Annotated in this window: 18 protein-coding genes and 2 pseudogenes; 14 read left to right on the top strand and 6 right to left on the bottom strand. The window is 48.6% G+C overall.

Translation table 11 applies throughout. From position 1 onward, the window contains the following. Positions 1-126: 126 nt before the first annotated feature. Positions 127-285, bottom strand: a complete 159-nt coding sequence (locus KME12_10085; GenBank protein MBW4488125.1) for a hypothetical protein — start codon at positions 283-285, stop codon at positions 127-129. Positions 286-402: 117 nt separating this feature from the next. Between KME12_10085 and KME12_10080 the strand changes: the two genes are divergently transcribed. Further along, the gene (locus KME12_10080) at positions 403-879 is read left to right on the top strand and encodes a hypothetical protein (GenBank protein ID MBW4488124.1); all 477 of its coding nucleotides are present in this window, start codon (positions 403-405) and stop codon (positions 877-879) included. A gap of 124 nt (positions 880-1,003) precedes the next feature. After that, positions 1,004-1,831: a serine O-acetyltransferase gene (gene cysE, locus KME12_10075; GenBank protein ID MBW4488123.1), complete on the top strand. Its 828-nt coding sequence runs from the start codon at positions 1,004-1,006 to the stop codon at positions 1,829-1,831. 7 nt (positions 1,832-1,838) lie between these two features. Here the strand turns inward: cysE and KME12_10070 are convergent, their stop codons facing one another. Continuing rightward, positions 1,839-2,420 (bottom strand): pyridoxamine 5'-phosphate oxidase family protein, encoded by a 582-nt coding sequence (locus tag KME12_10070; protein MBW4488122.1) that lies wholly within the window; start codon positions 2,418-2,420, stop codon positions 1,839-1,841. Positions 2,421-2,747: 327 nt separating this feature from the next. On the opposite strand from KME12_10070, the pseudogene KME12_10065 reads away from it, so the two are divergent. The 4 genes and pseudogenes from KME12_10065 to KME12_10050 all read left to right on the top strand — a co-directional run bounded on the left by KME12_10065 (position 2,748) and on the right by KME12_10050 (position 7,819). Beyond that, positions 2,748-5,036 (top strand): annotated as a pseudogene (locus KME12_10065) (ribonucleoside-triphosphate reductase). Between the two features lie 473 nt (positions 5,037-5,509). Beyond that, positions 5,510-6,424 carry a hypothetical protein gene (locus KME12_10060; protein ID MBW4488121.1) on the top strand — a complete coding sequence of 305 codons (915 nt, stop codon included), beginning with the start codon at positions 5,510-5,512 and terminating at the stop codon, positions 6,422-6,424. 11 nt (positions 6,425-6,435) lie between these two features. After that, positions 6,436-7,497 (top strand): annotated as a pseudogene (nrdJ, locus tag KME12_10055) (ribonucleoside-triphosphate reductase, adenosylcobalamin-dependent). A gap of 103 nt (positions 7,498-7,600) precedes the next feature. Further along, a complete protein-coding gene (locus tag KME12_10050; protein ID MBW4488120.1) occupies positions 7,601-7,819 on the top strand; it encodes a hypothetical protein in 219 nt (72 codons plus the stop codon). A gap of 81 nt (positions 7,820-7,900) precedes the next feature. Here KME12_10050 and KME12_10045 read toward each other — a convergent pair whose 3' ends face one another. Continuing rightward, entirely contained in the window at positions 7,901-8,170 is a 270-nt protein-coding gene (locus KME12_10045) for a GlsB/YeaQ/YmgE family stress response membrane protein (protein MBW4488119.1), read from the bottom strand. Positions 8,171-8,476: 306 nt separating this feature from the next. Further along, positions 8,477-9,535, bottom strand: coding sequence for an N-acetyl-gamma-glutamyl-phosphate reductase (argC, locus tag KME12_10040; protein MBW4488118.1), 1,059 nt, complete (start codon positions 9,533-9,535; stop codon positions 8,477-8,479). A gap of 286 nt (positions 9,536-9,821) precedes the next feature. Between argC and ribA the strand changes: the two genes are divergently transcribed. The 3 genes from ribA (at position 9,822) to KME12_10025 (ending at position 14,416) form a co-directional block, all read left to right on the top strand. Continuing rightward, positions 9,822-11,534, top strand: a complete 1,713-nt coding sequence (gene ribA, locus KME12_10035; GenBank protein ID MBW4488117.1) for a bifunctional 3,4-dihydroxy-2-butanone-4-phosphate synthase RibB/GTP cyclohydrolase II RibA — start codon at positions 9,822-9,824, stop codon at positions 11,532-11,534. A gap of 101 nt (positions 11,535-11,635) precedes the next feature. Continuing rightward, entirely contained in the window at positions 11,636-13,003 is a 1,368-nt protein-coding gene (trmFO, locus tag KME12_10030; protein MBW4488116.1) for an FADH(2)-oxidizing methylenetetrahydrofolate--tRNA-(uracil(54)-C(5))-methyltransferase TrmFO, read from the top strand. A gap of 252 nt (positions 13,004-13,255) precedes the next feature. After that, the gene (locus KME12_10025; protein MBW4488115.1) at positions 13,256-14,416 is read left to right on the top strand and encodes a peptidoglycan DD-metalloendopeptidase family protein; all 1,161 of its coding nucleotides are present in this window, start codon (positions 13,256-13,258) and stop codon (positions 14,414-14,416) included. 180 nt (positions 14,417-14,596) lie between these two features. Here the strand turns inward: KME12_10025 and KME12_10020 are convergent, their stop codons facing one another. Continuing rightward, positions 14,597-14,728 carry a photosystem II reaction center protein Ycf12 gene (locus KME12_10020; GenBank protein ID MBW4488114.1) on the bottom strand — a complete coding sequence of 44 codons (132 nt, stop codon included), beginning with the start codon at positions 14,726-14,728 and terminating at the stop codon, positions 14,597-14,599. A gap of 267 nt (positions 14,729-14,995) precedes the next feature. On the opposite strand from KME12_10020, the gene KME12_10015 reads away from it, so the two are divergent. The 3 genes from KME12_10015 (at position 14,996) to KME12_10005 (ending at position 16,263) form a co-directional block, all read left to right on the top strand. Further along, a complete protein-coding gene (locus KME12_10015; GenBank protein MBW4488113.1) occupies positions 14,996-15,352 on the top strand; it encodes a YkgJ family cysteine cluster protein in 357 nt (118 codons plus the stop codon). Between the two features lie 209 nt (positions 15,353-15,561). After that, positions 15,562-15,867 carry a TMEM165/GDT1 family protein gene (locus KME12_10010; GenBank protein MBW4488112.1) on the top strand — a complete coding sequence of 102 codons (306 nt, stop codon included), beginning with the start codon at positions 15,562-15,564 and terminating at the stop codon, positions 15,865-15,867. Between the two features lie 90 nt (positions 15,868-15,957). Beyond that, positions 15,958-16,263 (top strand): TMEM165/GDT1 family protein, encoded by a 306-nt coding sequence (locus tag KME12_10005; protein MBW4488111.1) that lies wholly within the window; start codon positions 15,958-15,960, stop codon positions 16,261-16,263. 121 nt (positions 16,264-16,384) lie between these two features. Here the strand turns inward: KME12_10005 and KME12_10000 are convergent, their stop codons facing one another. Further along, the gene (locus tag KME12_10000; protein ID MBW4488110.1) at positions 16,385-16,861 is read right to left on the bottom strand and encodes a hypothetical protein; all 477 of its coding nucleotides are present in this window, start codon (positions 16,859-16,861) and stop codon (positions 16,385-16,387) included. 952 nt (positions 16,862-17,813) lie between these two features. Here KME12_10000 and KME12_09995 point away from each other — a divergent pair. Further along, positions 17,814-18,389, top strand: a complete 576-nt coding sequence (locus tag KME12_09995) for a DUF2808 domain-containing protein (protein ID MBW4488109.1) — start codon at positions 17,814-17,816, stop codon at positions 18,387-18,389. Between the two features lie 57 nt (positions 18,390-18,446). After that, positions 18,447-19,454, top strand: coding sequence for a type II secretion system F family protein (locus tag KME12_09990; GenBank protein ID MBW4488108.1), 1,008 nt, complete (start codon positions 18,447-18,449; stop codon positions 19,452-19,454). Positions 19,455-19,583: the final 129 nt, after the last annotated feature.

Genomic DNA, 19,583 nt, shown 5'->3' with positions numbered 1-19,583 from the left:
TGCCCGCTTAGTGACTCAGAGCCATATCCACCCAGCAAGATTTGAGGGTCAGGCCACCTGATAATCTTAGTTACAATTAATACATCTGGCTACCGAAAAACTACTTTGAGCCTAGATGGCTTCTGCTTAGTCTCCTAGAAACCAGGCTGCTAAAGCTATGAGGAGCATGAAACCAAGCCAAGTGGGGATGTGTAGTAGGCTTAAAGTCTGTAGCGGCAGCAACACCAAAGCTTCAGACAGCGTGAAGCCAGCAAAAACTAAAATCACAATAATAAGTACAAGCATAGATTTTTCAATAAAAGGGCACTTGAGTAATCAATGCTTCGTCAATACTTACGTAGCTTCAACTAGCTACATCTTGAAGTTGATACGAGTTGATGAGAGGGTGTTCCGAGAATGTTGATGCCAACTAGATTCAAACTTACAACGCTCGGCTGCTTGCTGGGGTTGACAACCGCAACAGTAGCTCCTGCCTTAGCTGAGTCAGCCAATTTTGATACCTTAAACCTGTCTCCTGGATTTTCCCGTGCGAATGGAACTGTGAGAGGATTTACAGGCGGTTCTTACTCTTTGTCTTCTATTGCAAATCGCGATCGCGGCGGCAGTCGCTGTCTAGGGTTTGGCGATACTCAGCCCGACCACATTATGGTGTTGCAAAAGGATTTTTCTCAACTCCAGCTTAAGGTGGATACCCAAGGTAAAGACACCACCTTAGTAGTCAAGGGGCCAAACAACAATATTTTGTGTGGTGATGACACAGGTTCTAGTAAGGATGCCAGCATTAACGCCAGCAAGTGGCCTGCGGGGACTTATGAAGTTTGGGTTGGTACGTTTGATGCTAATGCCCGCTGGAAGTATACGCTCACGGCACAACAATAGCTAAGGAGTTAAGGCCAGCGCTGACGTGGGTTAGAACGGCTTAGGTTTCGGGCGTTGTGTAGCTAAGGCCACTGAGAACGTTAAGATAGTGAGTGGCCTGTCTTGCCAATGAGGGTGTCCACTCGTGATAGCTACCCTAATCACTGACTTCCGCATTATTTTTGAGCGTGACCCAGCAGCTCGTAACTGGTTGGAAGTTCTATTTTGCTACCCAGGTCTGCAAGCATTACTTTTCCATCGGCCAGCTCATTGGCTCTACAAACTTGGGATTCCTTTCATTCCCCGGCTGATTTCTCACCTGGCTCGTTTCTTTACAGGAATTGAGATTCATCCAGGCGCCAGGATTGGTAAGGGTGTTTTTATCGACCACGGCATGGGAGTTGTGGTGGGTGAAACGGCGATCGTGGGAGATTATGCTTTGATTTACCAAGGGGTGACCCTAGGCGGTACAGGTAAGGAAAGTGGTAAACGGCACCCAACTCTAGGCGAAAATGTGGTTGTGGGCGCGGGCGCTAAAGTTTTAGGCAATATCGAAATCGGTAGCAATGTCCGAATTGGGGCAGGTTCTGTGGTGCTGCGGGATGTGCCCTCAGATTGCACTGTAGTTGGGGTTCCGGGTCGGATTGTCTACCGCGCTGGTGAGCGTGTCGGTCCTCTAGAGCATGGTCGCTTGCCAGACTCTGAAGCTGAGGTCATTCGGGCTTTGGTCGATCGCATTGAAGTGATGGAGCAACAACTGCAACTACTCCAAGGTCGGCAAGCTTTGACTAATAGCTATTATCAGGATGCGACGGAGCCAGATTACGCGATCGCTGCCCCAGTTTGCCACGCCGTGCCTGCTGACCCAGAGTACCCAAATCCAGGAACAGAAGCTGAAGGGACTCAGGTTGTACCCAGTTGCCGATTACGTGACAAGGTAATTGAGCAGTTTTTAGATGGCAGTGGAATTTAGCTGTTTTCTAAGGATTGATGCTCTGAGCAGACCAATCTTGGTTTTGATCTCGTTGATAGAGGCAACGGCTTTGCGGATCTCCGCGCAAGTCTAGGTGGTCTACCTGCTCTGGTTCTAGCAGGAGTAAACAGAAGTGCGGCAGAGGTTCTGTCGCATCGGGAGGCTGTGATGCAAAAGCGGCAGCCTCTTGTTTTGGCTCTCCTGGTGTGGGCCAAGTAAATTGTAGACGAGCGGCATCTGAAAGTTCTTGCCAAGCTGTTTTGCGAGCTTGTTGCAGCTCTATGTCTGGATGCTCGGCCCGGACCAAAGTGAGGACACCAGCAAGGCGAAATTGCTCTCTGGTCTTGACAAAATACCAGCAGGCTTCTCCTTTGGGGTTCTGCTCAATTTGGCCTACTTTCTCGCTGCGAGCGTCGGTGACAAACTTTAGTTGGTTTGTGGGATCAAGAAAGCCTCGGAACACAACTGTTCGGTTTGCAGGCTGTCCGTTGAGTTGTACTGTCGCTAGTTGCAAAAAACGAGCCTCAGGCTGGCTACGGTTGCAATGTAAAGCATGAGCAAGGGGCGATCGCCAAGGCGCAAGGGACATTACAAACTTTCTAACGCGACTTCAGGATTTTAAGTATTACAGAGATTTGAGTCTGCGTATCGAGGCTGCAAGTGCCCTAATGACTTTGCTGCTTCTGGTTGACGGCTTCTCTAAAGTCTAATCTAGTAGCACTGGTAATTTGGCTCCATTGCCAAGGGATAGGGCGTTTCACCCTCTTGCCTCGATTTTTGACTTTTGCTTAAACAAGCATAGCGAATGATGCTACGCTCTAAATCTGTGGTGCTCAAAGCTCCACCAATAGTGCAAAAACGACAATTTTCTAGTTTTGACCACTATATCTAAACAGCGCTCAGCGGGACTTTATCTATGGTTCGAGATCTAGAACGGGTACGCCCAACTAGTCAATTTCCGGAAACAGCACCCACGGCTAATCCAGTTTTCTTTAGGACCTATAGCCGTAGAACCGACGGTCGGCGTGAGACCTGGGAGCAAGTCTGCGATCGCACCATTCAAGGCATCGCCAAACTGGGTAAGCTCACCGATGCGGAAGTAGATTTGCTGCGGCGGATGCAGTACCAGATTAAGAGCTTGCCATCCGGTCGTTGGTTATGGATTGGGGGCACCGACTGGATCGAAAAATCAGAAAACTTTTCCGGCGCTTACAACTGCACTAGCACTAACGTCATCGACTGGCGAGCCTTTGGCTTGATGATGGACCTGGCCATGCAAGGATGCGGAACTGGGGCGATCTTAGAACCCAAATACATCGATCGCCTCCCTGCCATTCGTAACCGCTTGAATGTCACCGTTTCAGGTGAAATTGGCACTACCCCTGCGGATCAGCGTCGCGGCACCACAGATGTCCAGATTGAAGGCAACCAAGTTCAGATCAATGTCGGTGACAGCCGCCAGGGTTGGGTCAAGTCCTATCAGTCTTTACTCGAACTCTCCAGCAGCGATCGCTTTTCTGGTGAAGTTCAAGTAGTTGTGAATCTCAGCGATGTCCGTCCGGCGGGTGAAACGCTAAAAGGTTTTGGTGGTGTTGCCAACCCAATCAAGTTGCCCGAACTCTACGATCGCTGCGCTACCATCCTGAATCGCGCTGTGGGCCGCCAGTTAAACTCCGTAGAATGCTGCCTCCTCATTGATGCTGCTGCTGTGACGATTGTGGCGGGTAATATTAGACGCTGCCTCCCAGAAGATGCGCTGGTTCATACTTCTCAAGGTTTGGTGCCAATCAAAGATGTCCAGATTGGCGATTTAGTCCAAACCCCCCTTGGTTTCCGTAAAGTCGTAAATAAATTCGACCAAGGATTCCAGGATGTTTATGAGATTGAAACCAACGCAACCTATCCACGGGCAACCCTCAATCATCGTCAAGCTGTTCTCGCTACTGCTAGCGGAGACATTACTTGGAAGCATGTAGCAGCTTTGGCAGAGGGCGATCGCCTTATGCACAATAACCAAGTGCTGCCTGGTACAGTTACGCATTTACCTCCAGATTTCACTGCAATTAGACCAAGCCAGAGCAGAACTGCTAAAGCTCTAACCATTCCTGCACTGACTCCTGAAGTGGCTTGGCTGATTGGCTTCACTCACGGTGATGGCTATGTAGCCCTAGGGCGTAACAAGCATGGCAAGCCCTACGGTCGAGTTGAATGGGCAACCAATGGTTTAGACACTCAACTAGTGTCACAAATCCAGGCCAAGTTGCAAGCTGCCTTAGCTCGCTTTGGTCTAACTGCCGAGTTAGGTTCAGTTAAAGGTGAAAACACTGTCAAATTTGTTTGCTCCTCGATTCGGTTAGCTGAATACTTCTATCAACACATCAAGCGTCCTAATACGGCATTAGAAATTCCCAGCTTCATTCTTCAAGGCTCCGTTGATATTCGGGCCGCTTACTTGGCTGGTTTGGTCGATAGTGATGGAGCTGTTAACAATCGTCCACCCCACCTCGTCACTACCGTTTATCGTTCGTTCGCTAGACAAGTAAGTGCTGTTCTCTCCAGCCTAGGGATTGCTGGCAGAATCACAATCACACAGCCCCAAAATCAAGGTTGGCAGGCAAAATACAATCTGACCATTCCAGCTCTAAAGCAACGCTACAACGCTTTAATCGCTCCGCACTCTGCCAAGGGTGAACTGCGGCAAGGCTTGAAAATGTATGGCTTTACTGTACCTGGTGCCTTGATGCGAGAAGCCTATACCTACAGCGAAATGCGATCGATGGGTTTTCAGGGAACTCGCACCGTCGATTCCAACTATGAGCGTTTCATGGTTGAGTCTGACGTTTCGCTCGATATTCCTGTCACTGTTAAGGGAATTGGCAGCTACGACCATGTTCAAACCTATGACATTGAAGTAGAAGAAGCCCATTGTTTCTACTGTGATGGCTACTTAACTCACAACAGCGCCGGGATGCGTCAAGGCTCTAGTGAAGATCAAGCTTTTGCTGTGGCTAAAGATAACTTGTGGCAGCAAGATGCTGAAGGCAATTGGCGAATTGACCCCGAACGGGATGCTTTGCGGATGGCAAACCACACGAGAGTGTTTCACCGCCAACCCTCTGAGCAAGAGTGTGTTGAGGCGGTTCGCAAGCAGTTCTACTCTGGAGAAGGCGCAATTCAATATGCACCGGAAGCGATCGCTCGTGCCAACTGTGACTTGCTCAATACTCCAGAGAAGCGAGAAAAGTTTTTGAAGCTCTATGAGGAATCAAAAGAATTCGCCAAGTCTTACTTGAAAACGCTCTTAATTGAGAGCAAGAGCGCAGACAAATAACAGTTTCAATAGGAGATATTTCATGTCAATCAATATGGATGCGATCGAACTTGAGCTAGAACACAGGATGTCCTGTTACGGGCTCAACCCGTGTGGTAGATAATTTTGCCTCACGTTAAAAACCCCGCAAAATCGGAGAACGCTGAGAGGCCAACTCCGAGGTAAGTAAAGGAATCAAAAAGCCTTTGCCACCGTACAGCGTAGAGAGTGAACCTAGAGTTTTAGTAGTAAAAAATTACACCAATAAAGCTCTAGAATATAATCTCTCCAAGAGTGCGAGGCTACATATGGTAAGCACCTTTTATGGCTAATCCGGTTTCTACAAAGGTTACTGTTTGAGATCCAGCTTGGAATATATCTATGCCAGATACTTAGACTATATGAACATTAGCTGGACTTACGAAAATCAGACATACACTCTCTCCAATGGAGTGAGATATAAACCAGATTTCTTACTTGAAACTGGGGAGTATGTTGAAATCAAAGGAACGTTCAACTTTGCTTCTGATTTGCCAAAAGTTCAGCAGTTTCAGTCTGAGTACAACGCAAAAGTTACTATTCTCCAAGAAAAGGATCTGCGGCAGCTAATCAAGCCTCTACCCTTTGTATTTGAGCATTTAAAGCAGGAATGGAAATCTCAGGCTAAAGTGCGGGGCATGAATAGCTTCGGTTCTAGAAACCCTATGTATGGTATTTCTCAATCCGCTGCTACCAAAGCTAAAATCAGCGCTAAAGCGAAAGCGAGATTTCAAGACCCTGTTTTTAGAGACAAGTTCATCAATAGCGAAAAACGAAAGAATCACCACAAATTACGTCAAGGTCGCAAAATTGGGCCTTTAGTTGAGAGAGTTTCTCTAACTTGTCTTTTTTGTGAAACTACCTTCGTGGTGATGCCTGGAATGGCTAAGCGAGCAAATAAAAAATTTTGCTCCTATCGCTGTTCTGTTAGTGCTCAACATGGTAAAACTGCTACTACTGATGTAGAAGTCAAGCAAACAGTGCTGGCGTTTGCCAAAATCCATGCAGATGAACTTTTCTCGGTCAAGCTAAACAAACTAAAATTGCTGTTTCAGCCTTTGTATAGTGCGATCGCTCAAAAGTACGGTATTCACGATATTCGTACTATTTGTCAGATGGTAGTAGGCTATCCCTGTAGCCGAAAAGAATTACTATTTCATCTCAGAGCATATGTAGAAAATGTACGCGGAACTACTACGAATCAAGAAGTAGTAGAACTAGGGGATAAAAAGCCTCTAGGATAACAAAAAATTTGGAAATTATCGGCTCAGATTTTCACTGCAATTTAGCGGAGGTACATCTTAATCAACTAGATCCTCACAATCCGCAGGAACAAGAAGAGGCTTTCACTGCTGGAGCACTTTCTGTTGCGGCGCTGTTGAACCATCAGTTTGTGGAAGAACGCTATCAATGGTCGCGGGAAGTTGACCCGATTGTTGGGGTTTCTTTCACAGGGCTGTTTGACTTCTTCGTCAGAGCCTTTGGCGTGGATTGGTTGCACTGGTGGGAAGCTGGTCGGCCCGATACAGTGGCTGGCTTAGAGTTCAAGCAGAAGGAGCAAGCCTATCTGTCGCGTTGGAAAGAAATTGTGCATCGGGTGGTGTGGGAATACTGCGATCGCCACGGCATCAAGCGTCCCAATCGCTGCACTACTGTCCAGCCTTCCGGCACGAAGTCACTCCTGACAGGGGCATCTCCCGGTTGGCACCCACCTAAAGCCCAACGTTACATTCGTCGGATCACGTTCCGTAAGAATGACCCCGTGGCCCTAGCTTGCATTGAGTACGGCTATAGTGTCGTGCCCTCGCAATCCGATAAAGACGAAAATGGCAACCTACTCAACGATCCTTTTGACCCACGGGTAACAGAGTGGTTGGTCGAAATCCCAGTCGAGGTGCCTTGGGCCAACTTGCCAGGAGCGGATCAAATCGCGATCGAGAAGTTCTCCGCAGAAGCGCAGTTTGACTTCTACATGCAGGTGCAGAAGCACTATACCGCTCATAACACCAGTGCCACGGTGGAGCTGCGAGAAGATGAAGTGGAGCCCTTGGCCCAACGGATTTATCAGGCGATCGCGAATCAAGAAGGCTACATTAGTGCGGCTCTCTTGGCTCGGTTTGATGCACCCTTCCCCCGTTTACCCTTCGAAAAGATCGATCAAGAAACTTACGAACAGTTGCAGCAAGGGGTACAGGCACGACGTAGAACTGATAACTTCTATACGGCCTTAAGCCGCTACGACTCTGGAGAAGCTACCGTTGAAGGCCCAGCGGGTTGCGATAGCGACAAATGCATGATGCCTGAGACAAAAAACTAGAGGAGCGTTACGCTAAGAGTGTTATTGCTGCTGTTAGTTTTGACAGAGCAAAAATCACTTTTTAATCTAGTTCTGCAAAAGGTTTAGTGTTAGGAGTACTTCCATGTTTGTTGATGAACTCACACCCATTTTCAAAGAATTAACTCGACAGCCAATGGCATTTCTAGGAGGATTGGTTTCTGGCGTTTTTCGGCTAAACCTGGCTGATGATCCAGTAAAGAGCTGGCTAGATCAACAAGCGGGTACTTCAACGCCTACTACGTTCAATCACAGCACCTCAAACGGTCGAAATAACGGTCCTCAATCCATTTCGATCGATTAGATTCATCAAGATTCTACAAAAAGAGAGTTAGATCTGAGTCTGGCTCTCTTTTTGTTATCTGAAGTCGAGATTAAAAGTCTGCTAAGTACTCTGCCGAGTCAATAAGCTCCATAGGAAAAGGGCAATAACTGCGCCTAAAACGGCTAGAAAGATGCCCCCTAAGGTGAGACTCGTAGCAACAAGTTGGAAAGTCCCTGTTTGTAAAAAGGCACCTAGACTGCCGCCGATCAGAGCGCCAATAATTCCTAAGAACATCGTGCCGACAATACCGCCACCTTGGCGACCTGGGTAAATGGCTTTCGCGATCGCCCCTACAAGTAACCCTAAAATGATCCAAGCAATAATATTCATAAGCTAAGAGCTTCCTGAAAATATTATTTTTATAGCAGTACCGATAAAGGTTAAGACGGGGTGCAGGGGTGAAACCCCTGGCTGGGGGCGAAGCCCCCACACACCCTTTGCCCTAAACTTGATGCGTAGCACTATACTAAATTAATTGAATTAACTAACACATTAGCGACTGCGATTTTGAGGGGCATCCGTCAGCAGATGTAATTTCGATTAGTGAAATTAGCGACTAAAAAGGAGTAGATACTAACACCTACTCCTAAGTCTTTTCGGAACGCCAATTTTTCTCTGATTGAGCTAGCTTAAACGTTAGGGATAAAAGCTTAGTTGTGGCAATCCTAAGGTTTCATTCCAGCCCATCATCAAGTTCAGGCATTGGACTGCTTGGCCTGCTTGACCTTTCATCAAGTTGTCGATCGCAGACATCACAATAATGCGATCGGTGCGTGAGTCTACCTCAACACCGATGTAGCAGAGGTTAGTACCACTGGCCCACTTGGTTTGTGGATATACACCGCTTGGCAGTATTTTTACCCAAGGCGAGGAGCGGTAAAAAGCCATGTAAATTGTGAGTAAATCCTCACGGACTAGACCCGGATCTCGCAGAGTTGCGTATACGGTAGACAAAATACCGCGAACCATCGGAATGAGGTGGGGCGTAAACTGCACCAACACTTCATGACCTGCCAAGTCACTACAGATCTCTTCAATTTCTGGGGTGTGGCGATGGCGTGCGACTCCATAGGCAGCGAGAGAGTTATCCGCTTCTGCTAAAAGGAGATTCGTTTTGGCTTGCCGCCCCCCACCAGAAGTGCCTGACTTGCCATCGATCACAGCAGTTTCAGGGACAATCAACCCTTGCTTCAATAAAGGAGAAAGTGCCAATAAGCTAGCCGTGGGATAACAACCTGGACAACCTACCAGTTGCGCCTCGGCAATGCGATCGCGATACAGTTCAGGCAATCCATACACCGCCGTTTCTGCGATCGCTTGGTCAGTGCGGTTTTTCCCGTACCAAATCTCGTAAGTTTCTAAATTGGAAAATCGGTAATCTGCGGATAGATCTAAGACCTTGCACCCTTTTTCCAACAATATGGGTGCCATTTGACAGGCTAGGCCATTTGGCAAAGACAAGAAGACAACTTGACAGCGTTTTGCAATCTGATCGAGATCAATCGGTTCGATGACTAAGTCAACTCGATGGTTGAGATGGGGGTAAAGCTCAGCAAACGCCTGCCCAGCACTGCTCTCTCCACCCAAATAAACAAGTTCAACTCCTGGATGATCAATCAGAAGCCGCACTAGCTGTACGCCGCCATAACCCGACGCGCCAATAATCCCAACGGGCACGCGTCCCACATCACCCATGATATTTGGCCTTTCTGAGGTTCAACAGTAAACGCTTAACTTTTGCTGCATTGTAGTACCTAAAGCGTCAAGTTGGTGTGCACAATTGCTGTGATTTTTTCAAGGAATTAGCGCTCCTGATCAGCCCAATCCCCTTTCGCTAATATTGAAGCTCTAGTATTAGAAATTACTGCTTTAACAAGTCGATTCTGGCGGCTTACCTAAGCTATTTGCACCACTCTGCCGCGCTAAACGGATTACAATCGAAACATAAGTAGGCTTCAAAAAACTTTACGGTGTCGTTACTTTGAGTTTCTCTGTGAAATCGCCTCAAACCGCCTCAACCCAACCTTCCAAGTTTGATGCTATTGATGCTGCTCTGGCTGACCTCAAGGCAGGTCGCGCCATTGTCGTGGTCGATGATGAAAACCGGGAAAATGAGGGAGATGTCATTTGTGCAGCTCAATTTGCTACACCTGACATGATCAACTTCATGGCGGTAGAAGCGCGAGGGTTGATTTGCTTGGCTATGACGGGCGATCGCCTTGATGAGCTGGACTTGCCCCTGATGGTTACGAACAACACCGATAGTAACCAGACCGCTTTTACGGTCAGCATTGATGCGTCGCCCCAGTTAGGCGTTAGCACTGGAATTTCGGCGGAGGATCGCGCTCGGACGATTCAAGTTGCTATCAACCCAGCCACTCATCCCGAAGATTTACGCCGCCCCGGACATATCTTTCCCATCCGAGCACGTGAGGGTGGAGTACTGAAGCGCGCAGGCCATACCGAAGCAGCAGTTGACTTGGCTCGTTTGGCAGGGCTGTACCCTTCCGGCGTGATCTGCGAGATTCAAAATCCTGATGGCTCAATGGCTCGGTTGCCAGAACTAATTGAATACGCCCGCACCCATCAGCTCAAAATTGTCAGCATTGCCGACCTGATTAGTTATCGCTTGCAGCATGAGCGCTTTGTAGGTCGAGAAACCATCGCAGAACTGCCGACAGAATTTGGCAACTTCCAGATCTACGCTTACCGCAACGCCCTCGACAATTCGGAGCATGTGGCGATCGTTAAAGGTGACCCTAGCCAGTTCGGTGACAAAACGGTGATGGTGCGGATGCACTCGGAATGCTTGACGGGAGATGCTCTGGGCTCCCTCCGTTGTGATTGCCGTATGCAACTCCAAGCCGCCCTGAAAATGATTGAGAACGTGGGCCAAGGAGTCGTGGTTTATCTGCGGCAAGAAGGCCGAGGTATTGGCTTAATTAATAAGTTAAAGGCTTACTCCTTACAAGATTTAGGGCTAGATACCGTCGAAGCCAACGAGCGATTGGGCTTTCCCGCTGACCTGCGAAATTATGGCGTAGGAGCGCAAATCCTGAATGACTTGGGCGTGAAGAAGATTTGTCTTGTGACCAATAACCCACGCAAGATTGCGGGCTTGAAGGGTTATGGCTTAGAAGTAGCCGATCGCGTCCCCCTCTTAATCGAAGCGACTCCCTACAACTCTACCTATCTCGAAACCAAAGCCACCAAGCTAGGCCACATGCTATTGCAGACTTACTTGATGACGGTGGCGATTCATTGGCAAGATCAGCCCAAATCTGCCACTGAGCGTTACGAGCGCTTAGAAAAATTGCGGCATTTGGTAGATGCCCATGACTTGTTGTTGCAGGAAGAAGCGCGTCCCGTCGCGATCGCCCTCTTTGGCAAACCTTCGCTCACGGTACATGTAGGTTTCGACCAAGCCAACGTGGCCACTGCCGATTGGTATCATCAACCCAGCCACCCCTACGTCCAAGCGATCGCCAGAATTCTGGATGATCTGGCTAGTTGGCCGCAAATTCAAAAACTTGAGTTTCTGATTTCTCCCGGCTCTGACCCGTTTAAGAGCTTGCAAGTTCAGCTAGATCGCCACACGTTTGCTTTGAGCCAACTGCCTTCAGCGGTCTGTGAGCATCTAGAAACTCAAATCATTTACAGTTTCTCGACAGACACTACTGCCGCCATTGTTTAAAGATTTTGTTGCTTGAAGATTCTGTTGTTTGAAGATTCCGCTGCTTAAATAGGAGATTAAATTCAGTGCATAGTTCGCTCAGCACCACTGGCACCTCAGCGATCCACGTTATTGGGGGAGGCTTGGCAGGGACAGAGGCGGCTTGGCAGATTGCTCAAGCTGGGATTCCCGTCGTTTTGCATGAGATGCGACCGGAGCGCTTAAGCCCAGCCCACCACAGCGAGCATTTGGCCGAGCTGGTCTGTAGCAACTCTTTTGGTGCCCAATCCAGCGATCGCGCTGCGGGTCTCCTGCACGAAGAATTGCGCCGTTTGGGTTCCATCATCATTGGTAAAGCCGATGAGCATGCAGTCCCAGCAGGTGGGGCTTTGGCAGTCGATCGCGGCCAGTTCAGCCAAAACCTGACGGAAACTCTGTCTAGTCACCCACTGATCGAACTGCGTCGAGGAGAAATTCACGAACTTCCGGCTGAAGGCATAGCGGTCCTCACTACTGGCCCATTAACCAGTCCCGATCTGGCAGAAGCGTTGCGGCACTTCACGGGGTTGGAGTACATGAACTTCTTTGATGCGGCCAGCCCCATTGTGACTGGAGAATCGATCAACTTTGACATCGCCTTTCGCGCCTCTCGTTACGATCGCGGGGAGGCTGCTTATCTGAACTGCCCCATGAATCGGGAACAGTATCTCCACTTCCGGCAGGAGTTATGCCAAGCCGAGCAAGCCGAACTCAAAGACTTCGATCGCGAAACCGCCAAGTTCTTTGAAGGCTGTCTGCCGATTGAAGAAATGGGCAAACGCGGGGAAGACACCATGCGCTATGGCCCCCTCAAGCCTGTGGGCTTATTCGACTCTCGCAAAGGCGACTTCCGCGCCCCAGAGAACCAAAGTCATCGACCTTACGCGGTGGTACAACTGCGCCAAGAAGACAAGGCAGGACAGCTTTGGAATCTGGTGGGCTTCCAAACCAATTTGCGTTGGGGTGAGCAGAAGCGAGTCTTTCGCTTGATTCCAGGGCTGGAAAATGCTGAATTTGTCCGCATGGGCGTGATGCACCGCAATACATTTATCAACGCCCCAGAGCTGCTATCGTCCACTTTGCAGTTCAAGCAACGGCAAACTCTACTCGCCGCAGGTCAGCTAGTCGGCACAGAAGGCTATACTGCTGCTGCTGCTGGCGGTTGGTTAGCGGGAACCAATGCCGCTCGCTTGGCTCGGGGTCTAGATCCGATTGCTTTACCTGCTACCACTATGATGGGTGCGTTGTTCGAGTTTATTAGCTCTGCTTCGCCTAAGCATTTCCAACCGATACCGCCCAATTTTGGCATTCTGCCTGAACTAGAAAAGCGCATCCGCAACAAGCAAGAAAGGTATGGCTGCTATCGCGATCGCGCCCTAGCTGATTTATCTAATTGGGGCACGCAACACCAAATTTCTCTCAACCAGTCAGAATGTTTGGCTAGCGTCTGAATTCTAGGAAATGAGCACTAGACATGGAGCGCGATCGCCAGATTTAGGCAGGAAGTCAGCTAAAAAGTGACGCGACTAACCTGAAAATCTGCTACTAGTAGTAGGTCGGTTTTCCTACCTAATCTTGCTCTGCTTGCCCTAACTTGTGTGACGTTGATTCAGCCCCTCAACCTTAATAGTCTTCGGGCTTGGCTAAATTTGGCCAAGTGGTTTAAGTGCGCTTTGGTTTTTAGCGTAGTTTGTAGTTTTTGGCTGAGTGGCCTAGCTGCCCCCACCTATGCAACACCAGTAGCACCGATTCAAGTCGCCCAAACGGTGGCTCAAGCTGACGGGGCGCTGGAAACTTTACAGGAGCAGCAAAAAGCCGTTGAAAAACAGCGATCGGAGATTCAGAAAGAGCGCGATCGCATCCAAAAGCAGGAAAAAGCTGCCAAGAATCGGATTGGTACTCTCCGCCAAAACTTGCAAGTGACCGATGTACAAATCAAAGATAATCAATATCGATTGCAGTTAGCCAAAAAGCAGCTCAAAGAATTGCAAGCGGATTTGGCGATCGCTGAACGCACCTATCAGAAAAGCCAATCGGCGACAGTGGCTCGCTTACGGTTCCTCCAGCGACAGCAGGGGAGCCAAGGTTGGGCGGTGCTATTGCAAAGCCAAAACTTGAATGATTTTTTGGATCGTCGCTACCGATTGAGAAAGGTTTATCAAGCCGATCGCAATGGTTTAGCTCAGCTAACTGCGGAGTCACGAGATCTCGTAGCTCAAAAACAACAAGTGGAACAGCAAAAAAATCAAATTGCTCTCCTCGCCCAACAACTGTTAGTGCAGCAATCAGAGTTGCAAGCTCAATCTCGCTCAGAGCAAGAGTTAGTGGAGCGCCTCCGTTCTGATCAATCGGCTTTAGAGGCCGCAGAAGCTCAACTAGCGCAAGATTCCGAGAACTTAACTCAACTGATTTTGCAGCGGGTGGCTGAGCGAAGAGCCAAAGAAGCAGCCGCAGGTCAAGGCAGCATTGTGATCCGGGGTACAGGTCTCATGAGCGTTCCCTCAGATGGCCCGATCACCAGTGGCTTTGGCTGGCGGACGCATCCGATTTTAGGCTACGAACGGTTTCACTCTGGAACTGATTTTGGGGCTGACTACGGCAGTACGATTCGGGCCGCTAATGCAGGGATTGTGATCTATGCAGGCTGGTATGGCGGTTATGGCAACGCGATCGTCATCGACCACGGCAACGACATCACAACGCTTTACGGGCATGCCAGCGAGCTTTATGTAGCTGAAGGACAAGTAATACAGCGCGGACAGGCGATCGCAGCAGTCGGCTCCACGGGGCTCTCGACTGGTCCACACCTGCATTTTGAAGTTCGCCAAGCTGGAGAACCTGTAGATCCTATGAACTATTTTTGACACCTGAGTGACTGCGCCAAAGGACCAACCCGAAAGACCAACCCTAAAAGACCAAAAGAAAAGAGCCTACCGTGAAGCAGGCTCTTTATTACTCTCTCTTACTTGAAGCTTTTTAGGTAAAACTTTGTTGCCGATTGTTTTAAAACCGAAATCTTGGTCTCAGGTTTAAACAATAGAAATCTAGAGGTCGCCCCTTCTCGCTGCCAGCACGAAAATGACAGCAGGACCAGCAAGCATAATCAGCGCTACGAAGGTAAGTTGCGCGATCGCCTCGAAGTTGATGTTGCCAGCGAGACCAGACAGAAAATCCATTTCTCCTCCCGAATAACCCAATGAATTGTACCTTGGGTTGGAATGCCTGAGGCTAATTTTACCTGTCAACACCCAGTTTTTTAAGGAAGTTTACAAAACTCTAAATACTCCCAGGTAAGGCAAAATCAGCCTGCCATCCGCTTGCCTAAAAAACCGTTAAGCTCATTCAGTGGGCATATAGTTTTAGCTTGGTAGTGATTTTGATTGGACACCTATTCAAAATCGCCAATACCCCCATTAGACCAGTTTCTAGAGACTTTGTAGATTATGCCGACTTGGCGTTGTGTCAAATATTGTGGGGCTTGTTGTCATCTTGACCCTAGCGATCGCCCTGATTTGGACCAGTATTTATCGGGAGACGAGCTAGCCCTTTATCTCAACATGGTGGGAGAGGATGGTTGGTGCATTCACTTCGACCACAACAGCCGTGAATGCAGCATTTATGACACTCGCCCTCGCTTCTGTCGGGTGCAAGCCGATGTGTTTCAAGATTTATACGATGTTGAGCCAGAAGAACTCAACGACTTTGCTATTGATTGCTGTGAGCAACAAATTGAAGCGGTGTATGGCGATCGCAGTATAGAGATGCTGAAATTTGAGCGCGAGATTGGCGTGATTCATTGATCTTTCGGGTAACCCTGCGCATAATAATGAAAAGAAAATGAAAATGAGTTGGCGCGTTACCTGTGCAATTATCCTCCCGCCCTACCAGCCTATCTGTCCCAGTTTTTCCTGCTACCCAGTCCTTGATGCAGCAACTGAGTGAGCCAGAACCTGTTCACACAACTCTAATTGAAAAAGTGGAATTGCCACAGCAGGCTAAGGCTCCGCGTATGTCTGAGGATCATCAGGAGCGTTGGCAAGGATTTGGAGTATTCTGCTCCACCTTCGTCACTATTTTTCTCGCAGAGTTAGGCGACAAGACGCAGGTAACGACGTTATTGATGAGTGCCGAGTCTCAGTCGCCCTGGATTGTGTTTACGGGAGCGGCATTGGCCTTGATTACAACGAGCCTACTAGGTGTGATTGTAGGGCGTTGGTTGGCAAATCGGCTCTCACCCAAAACGTTAGAAACGGCTGCGGGAGCGGCTCTGTTGGTGGTCTCTGTTTCCCTCCTATGGGATGTCGTGCATTTTTAGGATGTTAGCCCCGACAGATTAATTTCAAAGTTTAATTTCGAAGACATTTCGACCATTCGCGATCGCGGCCCTGCAATTTCTTAAAACCTTATGGATTGGCACCTGCTCGGACTGAGTTTCATTACTATTTTCTTGTCAGAATTAGGTGACAAGAGTCAAGTCGCCGCGATCGCTCTCAGCGGCAGCTCCAAGTCTCCACGGGCTGTATTTTTTGGGACGGCAGCAGCGTTGCTACTTGCTAGCTTAATAGGAGTCCTATTGGGCCATGGGGCTGCTCATCTCTTGCCAACTCGGCTGGTCAAGGCGATCGCGGCTTTAGGATTTGCGGTAATGGCAGTGCGGCTATTATGGCCTAGTGCTGATTTACTCCCCGATGCCGAAGAAACTCTAAACTAAGTGACTCCTAGGGCTGACAGGCACCTAAAGCAGAAGCTCCCGATCGGCTCAGGAGCTTTTTTGGCTAGAAATACAAAGTAAAGTTGCTCTGGGAGCAGGTCTTAGCGCAGATAGGACGCATTTAAACGCGATCGCGGTAGCAAAGATTTAACAACAGCCCACCGGAGACAAACTTTAGCAGTTCCAAAGCCCAATAGCTGCCGTGCAACTGGTTCATCCCCGCTGGGATGGCAATAGTAGTGTTAAACAAATCTAGTTCTAAACCTAGAGCGCTCATTTGAGGCGTGAGAGCATAGGTATACATGAGCGCGATCGCCCCCAGGATGCCAGCCAGCAGCACCCCTGCATAGCCTTTTCGACTGTAAACAGGTTGCATCTGACGCAGGACTAAAACCCCCGTCAACACCAAGGCGGCACAAAGTAATTCAATTCGGTTAAAAAGCCAGAAAATAGCGTATCCAGCAGCGGCAAATCCAGGTTGGTTCATCATGCCCGCTGCGTAGAGACTTGGCATAATCACCAAATCTAGAATAAGGCTACTGCTAAGCCAAAAAACTAACGTAAAAACTAAAACTGTCTGCCATCGAGGTCGCTGCATTACGGCATTGGGAGTGCTAAAACTATCTACGCTTGAATGCATAAGAATTCCTGGATGTACTTACCTTTAGCTTAGCGAATTTGGCCTCTTAGAAGTATGAAATAAATCGGAACTATCTCCTGTAAAAGTAGACTGATTGAACTATAGAGTTTCAGCTTATTTAAAGAAGTAGCCATGACGACAAGAACTGCTGAGTTTGCAACTCTCTAACTTCTACGAGGAGTCAATGTACTTGTCTGGTAAAGGGATACAAAACTAAATGAGTCTGGCAGCCTTCTGTCAGACTCTTTAAGAGTAGTCAATCAGGAAGTTTTTTTCAAAAGTGGACCAAAGCCTTCAACTTGCCAGATCTGCGAAAGGTTACAACACCTTCTTAATCACTGGAATAACCTATCACTCATCTACTACAGCTTGTGAGATAGACTCTTAAATACCGCTTAAGATACTTCAGGTGAAGCACTTAATTTTCTGCAACAGGCTTTACAAAAGATCAGCTGATTGTAAGGAAAGAAGAGCGAAAAACCAATCACAGATTGATGAGTTATGAGATTGGCGAACTGCTTATGGCTTACAAACACAGTTGCTTTTGTAAAGTCAGATCTAACATTGGAGAAAACATTCTGACTAGCGCAGGAGGCTAACCATTTCAGATCCTAGGAATTATCAATTGGATTGAAGAAGAGGAGCTGTTTGGTGCCTGAATTCACAATAGCATTAGGGTCTTAAAAGGGTGAGCTGTTTTGTGGAAATTCACGCCTGATTAAATTTAGAAACAACCCGTAAAAAAACTAAATATTGGCCCTCAGTTCTTGCTCTTGGCTCGTCGCGCACAGCAACTCTGATAACACCTGGTCTACAACTGAAGTAGAGAAGAGAAGAGAAGAGACAAAGCCAGCTATCTGGAAGTTGGTGGATCTGGGTAGGAGATGTGGTAATGGAGGCAATGAAAGGGATGACGGTTAGGTTAGGGATTTTGTTGTCAGCTGCTGTGGCAACTTGGGGCATGAACACGCCCTTTAGCCAGGCTGTAACCCTAGCAGATGGTACGGTTTACTTTGTGCAACCACCGCGCTTATTAAAGGCCACAACCACGCAAAGTGCTACCTATGTTTGGGGAGCCACTTATTATTTCACCTTAGATGTGCCAGAAACTGCGGGGGAACCTCTACAGAAGGTGACGATCGCGCAGCGAGAAGGGATTGATGCCCTGCGCTACGACCTGAAAGACACCCAAGCTTTTGTGGGTGAACCTAGAGGCAGGAGACAAGCGGTGGCCTTAAGTGAAGTAATAGGCGATCGCAAAACGCGGACAGTTTCAGTGACATTCGATCCGCCGATCGCTCCGGGGCAAACTGTGACGGTGGGGCTGCGTCCGGTCCGTAATCCCAACATTGGCGGGGTCTATTTGTTTGGTGTCACGGCCTTTCCCTCAGGCGAAAAGGCGCATGGGCAATTTTTAGGTTTTGGCCGACTGCACTTTTATGAAGCTCGTGATGCTGGGTTGTTCCGCGATCGCTGGTTTCACTAGACCTTGCTTAATGGACGGAGTTTATTTGAGATAGGTTCGCTTGCTAAGCTGAGCGAATTGAACCAAGCTGGCAGTTGTAATTTAATTTTGGCAGTGGTGCTCTCTCCCAAATTCGGGCTTAAAGAAACGGCAAGCTTTTTTCACCAATTCTCAGCTTTGTTGGATGCAGGGTTGCCTGTGCAGCAAAGCTTGAATTTGGCGGGTAAAGATTGCAGTGCTGCATTACAGCGCTCTCTACAGCAAGCTAGTGTCAATGTTGCTCAGGGGCAGGACTTGGCGACGGCAATGACCCTAAAGCCACCTGTCTGGAGCCCGTGGACTTTAGCTTTGATTCAGATGGCTGAGTACAGCGGTAGCTTAGCGGCAACTTGTCGCAAATTGGCGATCGCGGCTGAGCAACAGCAACGACGGGCCCGACTTTACCGCTCCGTGACCTTCATCAGTGTTGCGACTGTGATCAGTCTGCTGTTGCTGCTCGTAGTTCTACTGCAAGGTGGGCGTAACTTTTTAGGTCAACCTGGTTTTTGGGTCATGACTGGGCTGCTATTGGCGGTTGTTGGTGGCAGCGCTTATTGGTTCCGCACTCGGCCTTTGGAGCCGCTTCTGGCTACGGGTCTGTATCGATTCTTGGCTCAGTTACCTGTCCTCAAGCCGCTGCTGGAAGCTCAGAGCATGCTGTATTTTACCGAGCTAGAGCTGCCCTTGAGCTGTGGAGTGCCGCTGCTAAGCGCTTTAGAGTTAATTTGCGATCGCATCCCTAACCCAGAACTTGCTAAAACCTTGGCGATCGCGAGTCAACAAGTGGCACGAGGACAAACCCTCAGCCGTAGCCTACAAGGTAAGGTTCCAGCGATCGCGCTGCAAATGATTCGCACAGGTGAAGAAACTGGCAATTTAGACGAAATGCTGCAAAAACTAGCTGCTTACTACGAAGGGGAACTAGAGCTAAAGCTACGACAGCTTCAGGGAGTATTGCGGCCCTTGAGCTTATTGGCAGGTGGGGGGTTCGTGCTGATTTTGGGAATGCAAATGGTGCGATCGCTGCTTAATGCCTTACCGGGTTGACTAGCTGGCTTAAGCAACAAGTTTTTGAGCGATGAATTCCCATCCGCCAGATTTAAAGGACGAGCGAAAAATTTTCCACCGTGACTAAACCGTAAAATTACCCGTCGGGGGAGACGGTACGCTACATTA

The organism is Trichocoleus desertorum ATA4-8-CV12 (assembly GCA_019358975.1).
In the GTDB taxonomy this organism is placed as follows: Bacteria; Cyanobacteriota; Cyanobacteriia; order FACHB-46; family FACHB-46; genus Trichocoleus; species Trichocoleus desertorum_A.
Note: the sequence above shows the minus strand (reverse complement) of the source record. Positions and strands in the feature narration are given on the sequence as shown.

Bases quoted from the DNA above. Each gene is read 5' to 3' on its own strand.
- KME12_10050 (MBW4488120.1), top strand. From the start codon at position 7,601: ATGTTTGTTGATGAACTCACACCCATTTTCAAAGAATTAACTCGACAG.
- KME12_10000 (MBW4488110.1), bottom strand. From the start codon at position 16,861: ATGCAGCGACCTCGATGGCAGACAGTTTTAGTTTTTACGTTAGTTTTT.
- argC (MBW4488118.1), bottom strand. From the start codon at position 9,535: ATGGGTGATGTGGGACGCGTGCCCGTTGGGATTATTGGCGCGTCGGGT.
- KME12_10020 (MBW4488114.1), bottom strand. From the start codon at position 14,728: ATGGATTTTCTGTCTGGTCTCGCTGGCAACATCAACTTCGAGGCGATC.
- KME12_10070 (MBW4488122.1), bottom strand. From the start codon at position 2,420: ATGTCCCTTGCGCCTTGGCGATCGCCCCTTGCTCATGCTTTACATTGC.
- KME12_10005 (MBW4488111.1), top strand. From the start codon at position 15,958: ATGGATTGGCACCTGCTCGGACTGAGTTTCATTACTATTTTCTTGTCA.
- KME12_10080 (MBW4488124.1), top strand. From the start codon at position 403: ATGCCAACTAGATTCAAACTTACAACGCTCGGCTGCTTGCTGGGGTTG.
- KME12_10010 (MBW4488112.1), top strand. From the start codon at position 15,562: ATGTCTGAGGATCATCAGGAGCGTTGGCAAGGATTTGGAGTATTCTGC.
- KME12_10085 (MBW4488125.1), bottom strand. From the start codon at position 285: ATGCTTGTACTTATTATTGTGATTTTAGTTTTTGCTGGCTTCACGCTG.
- KME12_09995 (MBW4488109.1), top strand. From the start codon at position 17,814: ATGACGGTTAGGTTAGGGATTTTGTTGTCAGCTGCTGTGGCAACTTGG.
- KME12_10045 (MBW4488119.1), bottom strand. From the start codon at position 8,170: ATGAATATTATTGCTTGGATCATTTTAGGGTTACTTGTAGGGGCGATC.
- KME12_10015 (MBW4488113.1), top strand. From the start codon at position 14,996: ATGCCGACTTGGCGTTGTGTCAAATATTGTGGGGCTTGTTGTCATCTT.